This is a genomic window from Rhodococcus sp. H29-C3, assembly GCF_030063405.1.
Lineage (GTDB): Bacteria > Actinomycetota > Actinomycetes > Mycobacteriales > Mycobacteriaceae > Rhodococcoides.
Genome location: NZ_JASITC010000003.1, coordinates 626,811 through 629,490, shown reverse-complemented (window position 1 = coordinate 629,490; position 2,680 = coordinate 626,811). Strand labels below are relative to the sequence as shown.

Annotated in this window: 1 protein-coding gene; it reads right to left on the bottom strand. The window is 62.1% G+C overall.

What is annotated here, in order from left to right; genetic code table 11:
* The coding region (locus QMK32_RS10190; protein WP_283474697.1) for a non-ribosomal peptide synthetase at positions 1-2,556 on the bottom strand (2,556 nt) is incomplete at its 3' end.
* Between the last annotated feature and the right edge of the window lie 124 nt (positions 2,557-2,680).

Genomic DNA, 2,680 nt, shown 5'->3' with positions numbered 1-2,680 from the left:
CGCAATATGATGCACCACAAACACCACAACAAACTCCGAACCCACACCACCCGAACCCACAACCTCGAACAAACGAGCCCGAAACGGCACCTCCGCCGTCACATCGAACCCAACAGAGACGAACTCGACCACACGGTCGAGCACGTCCGCCTCCGCCACCGGCTCTACCATCAAGGTGGGAGCCACCGCATCGACCTCGAGCACCAACTGTGATCCGACACCGTCGATTTCGGGGTAGATCGTGCGCACGGATTCGTGACGCGAGAGGACGTCGCGGACAGCGGACTCCAGCGCAGCGACGTCGAGCTCACCGGTCAGCCTGATCGCCACCGGAATGTTGTTCACTGCAGAAGCAGTATCGAACCGGTTCAGGAACCACATCCGCTGCTGCGCCAACGACAACGGAACAACATCCGGCCGATCCTGCGGAACGAGCGGTGCTCTTCCCCCGCCCCCCTGCGCAACTGCGGCGTCGACGAGTATCGCGAGTCCCGCGACCGTCGGCGCGTCGAAGAAGTCTCGAACGTCGATACGGATGTCGAATCGCGCATTGATGCGCGAGATCACCCGGGTGGCGATCAGCGAGTTACCGCCGATCGCAAAGAAATCGTCGTCGGCACCGATGGTCTCGGAACCGAGCACCTCAGCGAACACCTCGGCAAGCGCCAGCTCGGTATCGGTGGACGGCTCCCTGTATTCGCTTGCCAACGAGGAGAAGTCGGGAGCGGGGAGAGCTCTTCGGTCGAGTTTGCCACTGGAACCGAGTGGGAACTCCTCGACTGCGACGAACAACGCGGGGACCATGTATTCCGGCAGTCGGGAAGCGACAGCCTGCGCCAGCGACTCCTGATCGATGAACTCGCCCTGCGCGGGCACCACATACGCGAGAAGGACATCGCCCAGCGAGTCATCGGTGTGGACGAGGGCAACTGCTTGCGCGACCGAAGGATGCTCGAGAACTGCAGTTTCGATCTCGCCGAGCTCGATACGAAGACCACGGAGCTTCACCTGGAAGTCGGTGCGTCCCACGTATTCCAGCATGTCGACCCCATCGCGAGGTGCCCACCGGACCAGGTCGCCGGTCCGGTACATCTGGCGTCCGTCGTCGAACGGATCAGCCACGAACCGATCGGCTGTCAGGTCCGGTCGCGCTACGTAGCCACGTGCAAGTTGGATGCCCGCAAGATAGAGCTCACCTTCGACACCGGTCGAGACCGGTCGGAGTCCGTCGTCCAACACGTAGAGCGAGGTGTCGTGCACGGCCCGGCCGATGGGGACGGATCCCGATTCCACATCGGCAGTCTCGTAAAACGTGACATCCACCGCGGCCTCGGTCGGACCGTACAAGTTGTGCAGTTCTGCCGAGCTGACGGTATGGAATCGCGTCGTGGTCTGGGCTGGAAGCGCCTCACCGGACGCAAAAACATATCGTAACGTCTCGATCTCGCGGACCGAGGGTTCTGCGACGAACACCGCGAGCATCGACGGTACGAAGTGGGCCACGGTGACCCCGCGTTCGGTCATCACACGAGCTAGGTACGCGGGGTCACGGTGTCCATCATGTGTCGCGACGACGAGTCTGGCACCGATCTGCAAGGGCCAGAAGAATTCCCACACCGAGACATCGAATGTGAACGGTGTTTTCTGCAGCACTACATCGTTCGGTGTCAGAACGTAGTGATCTTGACGCCATTGCACATTGCTGACGATCGCGCGATGTGAAACTGCCACACCCTTGGGGCGTCCGGTGGATCCTGATGTGAAAATCACGTAGGCCAACGCGTCGTCCGACAACGTCCGCATCCGGTCGCCGTCGGCGAGGGCGGTCGCGTCGAACCCGTCCAGTTCCAACAGGTCGATCTCGATGACACCGACCCCGGCCGGCAGATCGAGAGGTTCTGTGGACAGGCCGAGTACGGCTGACGGCTGTGCGACGTCGAGCACGTACGCCAAACGCTCTGCCGGATGATCAGGGTCGAGAGGAACGTACGCTGCTCCCGATTTCACGATCGCGTACATGCCGACGAGTAGCTCCAGCGACCGTCTGATCCCCAGTCCGACGAGGCACTCCGGGCCTATTCCCAGCGACACGAGATGGCGGGCGAGTCGATTCGCTCGAGAATCGAATTCCGCGTAGGTCAAGCTTGTGCCCTCGAACTCGACGGCGATTGCATCCGGAGTACGGGCGACCTGTTCCTCGAAGCGGGATACGAGCGTCGGCGGGCCTGCAGGAGTCAGATCCCCCAACACCTCGGAGGCGTCGACGACAATCGACTCGACGATACCGGCGAGGCCACCGGACTCGAGTGCGCCGGGAAGAACGTTGGACAGCACGACGGTGACGAGCGCCTCGGTCCCCAGTGCACCACCCATGGCGGCCTCGAGCGCAGTCAGCTCGACATGCAACGTCGTGTAGGTCACGGTTGTCCCGCCGTGGGTCAACGCGATGCGATCGGGCGCAGCATCGACAACTGCAGAGATCACTCCTGGAAGCTCGTCCACGGTTACGCTGCCGGCAGCGCCCTGGCTTCGAGTGTTCGGCCGACCATTCGACATCTGAGTGTTCCTCCTACTAACCGCCGCGGGACGCGCCGAGATGCATCGCGTACACGAGACACCCTACGAAACGCTGCGACACAAACCGGCTTCGACTCCAAGTTCACGATCAGGCCCATGTAGG